Here is a 6,384-nt window from a genome sequence, read left to right as displayed (position 1 = left end):
GATTACAAACTCAATCTGATTGATAAAAGTGACTTCTCTGAAGCAGCAGGGGTATCAACGGATGACATCCTGGCTGTGGGCCTGGTGTATCAATTCTGAGTGAGCTAAAAAATTAAGGAAATGAGCGCAGAGAAGTGCCTGCTCTGCGCGATTGAATATCCTTACAGATTCCGGAGCCTTTTATCATGTTGCCGAGTGTCGTTGCTCAATCCACTGTTAAACCTCTGGTGTACCGTCCGAGCGTTAATACACCGCAGACAAAGGTTAATTTGAGTCTGATTCAAAACCGGGTCACAGTTAATATCCTGATTCCATCCGCTCAGGTTGAGGGAAATTCGTTCTGGATAACCGGTGGTATTTCAGCACAACCTGGGATCCGCGATGGTGTGATGTTCTCGGTTATTCAGGAGATAATTGCATGGATAGACGAGCATCTTGATCAGGAGTTATCGGTTGAAAAGATATCTGGCCGAAGCGGGTATTCAGTCTGGCACTTTCAGCGAAAATTCCTGCAATTGACGGGTCTCAATATCTATGAATATGTGCGTATTCGCCGAGTCATCAATGCCTCTTTGGCATTAATTTGCAGCAAAAATAGAATCCTGGAAATTGCCATTGAAAATGGATTCAACTGCCAGGCTTCGTTTACACGCACAGTCAGAGAAGTGACCGGCTTCACCCCAGCGAAAATCAGGCGTGAGTTCACCGATGATAACCAGGCGTGGATCATGATTATTCAAAAGCTAATCAGGCCTTAAGAGCAGGGTAAACACGGAAAATGCTGACAAATCAGACCGAACCGGTATGGTAATGTTTGGGCACCGGCTGGCAACGACGATGCTGCCCGGTTGCAAAATCGCTACAGGGACAAAATTATGCGCAAGCTTTCTATCGCGGCAACGCTGGCCGCACTTGTCATGTTAACCGGCTGTGCCAAATCGCAGGTTTCCACCCAACCCGCGTCTGCCGAAGCAAATCGCCAGGTTGTTCTGGCATTTTATGAATTAGGGCTTAACCAGAAAAATGCTGATGCCGCACTGAAGTATGTGGGAAGCGAGTACCGCCAACATAATCCAAATGCTGAAGATGGACCGGCGGGATTCAGGAAGTTTATTGCATTCCTGAAACAAAAATATCCGCAGTCGCATAGTGAAATCGTCAGCAGTTTTGTTGATGGTAACTATGTCATCCTGCATGTCCACGCAGTCAGAGAGCCGGGCACGCGCGGGAATGCCATTGTCGATATCTTCCGACTGGAAAATGGAAAAATTGTTGAGCATTGGGATGTTACCCAGGCGATTCCGGAAAAGACGGTAAGCGGTAACAGTATGTTCTGATTATTGTGCGAAGCTTGCACAATCATCAATCAGAACGATGCTGTCATCCCTTAGTTTCTGATTTGTCAGTGCGTATCCGCCAGAATCACTGTTTTTCCCTTTTCTCTGAGCCTGATGACGGCCTCATCAGGTGCTTCGCTGTCAGTAATGATGACGTCAATTTTCTCGACCGGAAGTACGACGTTAAATCCTTTTCTGCTGAATTTGGTCGAATCGGTCAGCACCACGACTTTCTGTGCAGCGGCAGCCATCACCGCACTGACGGCATATCCCTCGTTGAAGGTGGTGATGCCATTTTCACAGTCCAGCCCATCTGCACCGACGAACATCAGGTCGGCAGAGACCCCCCGCAAAGCATATTCTGCAATGCTGCCATGAAGCGAAACGGTTTTGTGTCTGACTGTCCCACCACATACCACCAGAGTGATATCCGTGTTACCCACCAGAATATTCACCGCAGGCAGGTTATTGGTTATCACGGTGATGTTCTTCATGGTGGCCAGTTCTTCTGCCAGAAGTTTGGTGGTACTTCCGCTGTCGAGAATGATGGTATCGCCCTCTCGTACCATCCTTGCGGCTTCAATAGCGATACGCCTTTTCGGATCGGCAGCCAGCATATAGCGCTCAGAAAGGCTAATCTCCTGGGTTTCGGAGGGAGACAGTGCAGGGGAGGGATTACCGATGCGAGCCGCCCCCCCATGGAATCGTGTCAAAAGCCCCTGTTCCTCCAGCAGACGCAAATCCGCTCTGACGGTAACGTCGGTGACGCCTAATCTGGCTGAAATGTCATTGACCAGCTGACTGCCGGTCCCGTTAACCATTTCGACGATTTTCTTCCGACGTTCAAAGGTATTCATACGCACTCCTTTAGCAAATTAACCTGATCCTAAAACGGAAGAAAAAGAAAGTAAAACAAAAAACTTCGAAATGTGATGTATCACATTTTGCGGCCAATAAAAAAGCGAATGGATTTTCATATAAAATATTTAATATCAATAGTATATGAATGTCCTGCCTTAGTCGCCACGCCAGCGTGACTTACGACTAAAGCGAAAGGATACGAAGAAATACGGAAATATAAAGATCTGGATCACATAAACAAAAGAAAGAAATTGTGCCAAATACGAAAAGGTTCGATTGTTTAAACACACTTTCGGAGGACGTTATGAAACAGATTATTCAGCAGCATAAAGCCGGGCTCGATAATGGGATTTGTTCTGTGTGTTCTGCTCATCCACTGGTCATAGAGGCAGCATTACGCCTCGATCTGCACAGTGATCGTAAGGTGCTGATTGAAGCCACCTCGAACCAGGTCAATCAGTTCGGTGGCTACACCGGCATGAAGCCCGCCGCTTTCCGTGACTATGTACTTACCATTGCACAGGATGTTAGTTTCCCGGCGGAGAGACTGATTCTGGGCGGCGATCATCTGGGGCCAAACTGTTGGCAGGGCGAAAACGCCTCATCAGCGATGGAAAAATCCCAGGTTTTGATTGCGGAATATGTCGCAGCAGGTTTCAGCAAGATTCACCTGGATGCTTCCATGTCCTGTGCGGATGACCCGGTACCGTTGCCTCCGGAAGTCGTCGCACAACGCGCAGCGGATCTCTGCCGTATTGCAGAGCAGACAGCCACACCGGAACAGAAAGCACTGCTGACTTACATCATTGGCACCGAAGTTCCGGTCCCGGGCGGTGAAGCCTCGGCGATTCATGAAGTCCATGTGACGCGTCCTGCTGATGCGGCCAATACGCTGGAGATTCATTACAAAGCATTCAGAGACGCCGGACTCAGTGATGCCATTGAACGCATCATCGGGCTGGTGGTTCAGCCTGGCGTGGAATTTGATCACAGCAGCGTTATTCATTATCAGCCAGCCGCGGCGCGTGAACTGAGTCGGTTTATTGAATCCACACCGGTGGTATACGAAGCGCACTCCACCGATTATCAGACCAGAAAAGCTTACCGCGCGCTGGTTAAAGACCATTTCGCCATTCTTAAAGTCGGCCCTGCACTCACTTTTGCTCTGCGTGAAGCAATCTTCGCCCTGGCTGACATCGAAAAGGCGCTGATTGCACCTGAAAAACAGAGCCAGATCCTCGCCGTCATTGACCAGGTGATGCTGGATGAGCCGGGCTACTGGAAAAAGTATTATCGTCCGGCGTTTTCTCAGTCCCTGGTCGATATCCATTACAGCCTGTCTGATCGTATTCGTTACTACTGGCCTAACGAGCGCATCAACAGTGCGTTTAGCGCGCTGATGACGAATCTGGGTAATACCGATATCCCTCTGGGGCTGCTTAGCCAGTACTTACCGAAACAGTTTGATCGCGTGCTGAGCGGCAATCTTTCAACCGAACCCCACGCGCTGATTATCGACAAAATCCAGGACGTTCTGCGTGATTACGCGTATGGATGTGAGCCTGAATCAACCCCGCAAAAAGAGGTGAGTCATGCATAACTACCGTCTTATCGTTTCCTCCGGGATGGATTTCAGCAGTGCCGATGAGGCACTGCATCATATCGGTGAAAAAATGGTGAGCGATGGGATTTGTCATCCGACCTATCCGGCTGCGCTGTTGGAGCGCGAAGCAACCTATCCCACCGGCATTGCGCTGGAAGGGCATGCGGTGGCGATTCCGCACTGCGAAGCGGTACATGCCATCGAACCGGCCATTTATCTTATCCGCCCTGCAAAGCCGGTTGCTTTTCAGCAGGCGGATGATGATGGCACGGTGGGTGCCGAGCTGATCATTGCACTGGTGGTTACCCACCCGGAGCAGCAGCTGAATCTTCTGCGCTCACTGTTCGGCCAACTGCAGCAACCCGCGTTTATCGACAGCCTGCTGAGCGCGCCTGCAGATGACATCGCCGAATGTTTTAATCGTCGGCTGTTTGCGCCCGCGGCCTGACCCTTACCCCAAACCTGTACCCGTACGCGGAGAATATAAAAATGAAACGTAAAGTGATTGTCGCCTGTGGCGGCGCGGTTGCCACTTCCACCATGGCTGCTGAAGAAATTAAAGAGCTTTGTGATGAGAACGGGATTTCACTGGACCTGGTTCAGTGCCGCGTCAACGAAATTGAAACTTACATGGACGGCGCTGACCTGATCTGCACCACTGCGCGCGTGGATCGTCAGTTTGGTGACATTCCGGTTGTACATGGGATGCCCTTTATCTCCGGCGTGGGTGCGGATGCCCTGCGCGAGAAGATCCTGACTATTCTCCAGGGGTAAGCATATGTTTACTGACGTGATGCGCTATATCCTCGATCTCGGTCCAACGGTGATGTTGCCGATCGTGATCATCCTGTTCTCTGTCTGCCTGGGAATGAAACCGGGGGATGCCTTTAAATCAGGTCTGCATATCGGTATCGGTTTTGTCGGTATCGGCCTGGTTATCGGGCTGATGCTTGATTCTATCGGTCCGGCGGCGAAAGCGATGGCCGCAAATTTTGAAATCGGTCTGGAAGTGGTTGATGTCGGCTGGCCGGGATCTTCCCCGATGACCTGGGCTTCACAAATCGCCCTTGTCGCCATCCCGGTGGCCATTGGAGTGAACATCCTGATGCTGGTGGCGCGGATGACGCGTGTTGTCAACGTCGATATCTGGAACATCTGGCATATGACCTTCACCGGTGCCATGGTACATATCGCCACAGGATCATACTGGCTGGGGATTCTGGGGGTGGTGGTTCATGCAGCGTTCGCTTACAAGCTGGGCGACTGGTTCTCACGCGACACTAAAAACTACTTCCAGCTGGATGGCATCGCGGTGCCACATGGCACCTCCGCTTACCTTGGGCCGATTGCGGTGCTGGTCGATACCATCATTGAGAAGATCCCGGGTCTGCGCCGTATCCACTTTAGTGCTGATGACGTTCAGAAGCGCTTTGGTGCCTTCGGTGAGCCGGTCACCGTCGGTTTTATCATGGGGATCATCATCGGGCTGCTGGCTCATTATGACGTCAAAGGTGTGCTGCAACTGGCAGTTAAAACCGGTGCAGTGATGCTGCTGATGCCACGGGTGATCAAACCGATTATGGACGGCCTTAACCCGATAGCCAAACAGGCTCGCAAACGTCTGCAGGCCAAATTCGGCGGCCAGGATTTTCTGATTGGCCTCGATCCGGCGCTGTTACTGGGGCAGACATCGGTGGTTTCAGCCAGCCTGATTTTCATCCCACTGTCGATTCTGATTGCGGTGGTATTACCGGGTAATAAAGTGCTGCCATTCGGTGACCTGGCCACCATCGGTTTCTTTGTCGCGATGGCGGTTGCGGTACACCAGGGTAATCTGTTCCGTACCCTGATCTCCGGCATCATTATCATGAGTCTTACGCTGTGGATCGCCACCCAGACCATTGGCCTGCATACCCAGCTGGCGGCAAACGCTGGCGCACTGAAAGCGGGCGGGCAGGTCGCCTCAATGGACCAGGGCGGCTCACCGATTACCTATCTCCTTATTCAACTCCTGACCTGGCAGAACGTCACTGCGCTGTTGGTGATTGGGGTCATCTATTTGCTCGGGGTGGTGCTGACCTGGCGTCGTGCACACCAGCCGGAAGAGCAGGCATCGACAAACGATGTCAGCCTCTCCGGGAGCAAACCCTTACCTAAATAACTCATGGGGGCTGGTCCCCCGTTTTCCTGGAGTTTATCCAATGAAATCTGTCGTGATTCACGCCGGAGGCAGCGTTACGGTTGAAGAAAAACCGTTGCCTCAGATTAGCGCCGCCGATGACGTACTGGTTGAGGTTATCTGCTCGGGGCTGTGTGGTTCTGATATTCCGCGTATCTTCCACGATGGCGCCCATTTTTATCCCATTACCCTTGGCCATGAATTCTGTGGCCGGGTAAAAGAGACCGGCAGTGGTGTCCGGGATCTTAAACCCGGTGACCTGGTTGCCTGTGTCCCGTTACAACCCTGTTTTGATTGCGAAGAGTGCAGAAGAGAGCTGTGGTCTCAGTGTCGTCACTATCAGTTCATTGGCTCACGCAGCGATGGCGGTAACCGGGAGTACATTACGGTCCCGCGCGTAAACC

The 6,384-nt window shown here is 51.5% G+C and carries 9 protein-coding genes; 8 read left to right on the top strand and 1 reads right to left on the bottom strand.

The window, feature by feature from the left end:
• The 3 genes from PW844_RS26700 to PW844_RS26690 all read left to right on the top strand — a co-directional run.
• On the top strand, positions 1 to 99 hold a 99-nt coding region (locus tag PW844_RS26700), incomplete at its 5' end, for a porin (protein ID WP_299458374.1).
• 86 nt (positions 100 to 185) lie between these two features.
• A complete protein-coding gene (locus PW844_RS26695) occupies positions 186 to 758 on the top strand; it encodes an AraC family transcriptional regulator (protein WP_299458371.1) in 573 nt (190 codons plus the stop codon).
• Between the two features lie 90 nt (positions 759 to 848).
• Positions 849 to 1,337 (top strand): nuclear transport factor 2 family protein, encoded by a 489-nt coding sequence (locus PW844_RS26690; RefSeq protein WP_299458369.1) that lies wholly within the window; start codon positions 849 to 851, stop codon positions 1,335 to 1,337.
• Between the two features lie 65 nt (positions 1,338 to 1,402).
• Here the strand turns inward: PW844_RS26690 and PW844_RS26685 are convergent, their stop codons facing one another.
• On the bottom strand, positions 1,403 to 2,194 hold the full coding sequence (locus tag PW844_RS26685; protein ID WP_299458367.1) for a DeoR/GlpR family DNA-binding transcription regulator: 792 nt from the start codon (positions 2,192 to 2,194) through the stop codon (positions 1,403 to 1,405).
• A 308-nt stretch (positions 2,195 to 2,502) separates the two neighbouring features.
• Here PW844_RS26685 and gatZ point away from each other — a divergent pair, with 308 nt between their 5' ends.
• The 5 genes from gatZ to PW844_RS26660 all read left to right on the top strand — a co-directional run.
• The gene (gatZ, locus tag PW844_RS26680; protein WP_299458365.1) at positions 2,503 to 3,798 is read left to right on the top strand and encodes a tagatose-bisphosphate aldolase subunit GatZ; all 1,296 of its coding nucleotides are present in this window, start codon (positions 2,503 to 2,505) and stop codon (positions 3,796 to 3,798) included.
• Complete coding sequence (gene gatA, locus PW844_RS26675) at positions 3,791 to 4,249, top strand: PTS galactitol transporter subunit IIA (RefSeq protein ID WP_299458363.1); 459 nt, start codon at positions 3,791 to 3,793, stop codon at positions 4,247 to 4,249. The genes gatZ and gatA overlap by 8 nt, the downstream gene beginning before the upstream one ends.
• A 41-nt stretch (positions 4,250 to 4,290) precedes the next feature.
• Positions 4,291 to 4,575, top strand: coding sequence for a PTS galactitol transporter subunit IIB (gatB, locus tag PW844_RS26670; RefSeq protein ID WP_299458361.1), 285 nt, complete (start codon positions 4,291 to 4,293; stop codon positions 4,573 to 4,575).
• A gap of 4 nt (positions 4,576 to 4,579) precedes the next feature.
• Positions 4,580 to 5,962 carry a PTS galactitol transporter subunit IIC gene (locus PW844_RS26665; protein ID WP_299458358.1) on the top strand — a complete coding sequence of 461 codons (1,383 nt, stop codon included), beginning with the start codon at positions 4,580 to 4,582 and terminating at the stop codon, positions 5,960 to 5,962.
• 40 nt (positions 5,963 to 6,002) lie between these two features.
• A partial coding sequence (locus PW844_RS26660; RefSeq protein ID WP_299458356.1) for an alcohol dehydrogenase catalytic domain-containing protein occupies positions 6,003 to 6,384 on the top strand: 382 nt, incomplete at its 3' end.

The organism is Pantoea sp. (genome assembly GCF_028283705.1).
In the GTDB taxonomy this organism is placed as follows: domain Bacteria; phylum Pseudomonadota; class Gammaproteobacteria; order Enterobacterales; family Enterobacteriaceae; genus Pantoea.
The sequence above is the reverse complement of the archived record's forward strand: the minus strand, read 5'-3'. Positions and strand labels throughout refer to the sequence as shown.

Bases quoted from the DNA above. Each gene is read 5' to 3' on its own strand.
- gatZ (WP_299458365.1), top strand. From the start codon at position 2,503: ATGAAACAGATTATTCAGCAGCATAAAGCCGGGCTCGATAATGGGATT.
- PW844_RS26685 (WP_299458367.1), bottom strand. From the start codon at position 2,194: ATGAATACCTTTGAACGTCGGAAGAAAATCGTCGAAATGGTTAACGGG.
- gatB (WP_299458361.1), top strand. From the start codon at position 4,291: ATGAAACGTAAAGTGATTGTCGCCTGTGGCGGCGCGGTTGCCACTTCC.
- PW844_RS26665 (WP_299458358.1), top strand. From the start codon at position 4,580: ATGTTTACTGACGTGATGCGCTATATCCTCGATCTCGGTCCAACGGTG.
- PW844_RS26695 (WP_299458371.1), top strand. From the start codon at position 186: ATGTTGCCGAGTGTCGTTGCTCAATCCACTGTTAAACCTCTGGTGTAC.
- gatA (WP_299458363.1), top strand. From the start codon at position 3,791: ATGCATAACTACCGTCTTATCGTTTCCTCCGGGATGGATTTCAGCAGT.